Genomic DNA, 674 nt, shown 5'->3' with positions numbered 1-674 from the left:
GTCCGGTTGACCAGTCACGTCTACCTGTCCGGTCGCGAACAACAACGCCAGCAAGGCCTGCTGCGCAGCGATTATGCCTACGACGATCAGGGACGTTTACTCGCCCACGCTGTAGGTCATCAGCACGACTCGCTGTATCGCCGGGATTATGCCTACAGCGCCAACGGCAACCTCGAGCACATCGCCGACAGCCGCCATGGCCAGCGCACCTATGGCTATGACGCCCTCGACCGCTTGATCCGCGTGCGTCACTCGCGCGACGAACTACCGGAATCCTTCGCCCACGACCCGGCCGGCAACCTGCTGATGCAGGATCGCGCCGGCCCGACGCGGATCAAGGGCAACCGCCTGCTGATGCAGGGCGATCGCCATTACGACTACGACGCCTTCGGCAACCTGATCCGCGAGCGTCGTGGCCGCGACCAGCAACTCGTCACCGAATACCGCTACGACTGCCAACACCGCCTGATCAGCCTGACCCGCGCCGACGGCCAAACCGCGACCTACCAATACGACGCCTTCGGCCGGCGCATCCGCAAAACCGTTGACGGCCAGACCACCGAGTTCTTCTGGCAAGGCGACCACCTCGTCGCCGAAAGCAGCAAAACCCACCACCGCAGCTACGTCTACGAACCCGGCACCTTCCGCCCGCTGGCGCTGCTCGACGGCAAAGG

The 674-nt window shown here is 64.4% G+C and carries 1 pseudogene; it reads left to right on the top strand.

Features of this window, described 5'->3' with window-relative positions:
* Positions 1–674: pseudogene (locus KCG87_RS27360) on the top strand (RHS repeat protein); the annotation flags it as partial.

The organism is Pseudomonas sp. MWU347 (assembly GCF_017947305.1).
GTDB classification, from domain to species: Bacteria; Pseudomonadota; Gammaproteobacteria; order Pseudomonadales; family Pseudomonadaceae; genus Aquipseudomonas; species Aquipseudomonas putida_A.
This window is presented reverse-complemented; position numbering and strand designations above follow the sequence as displayed.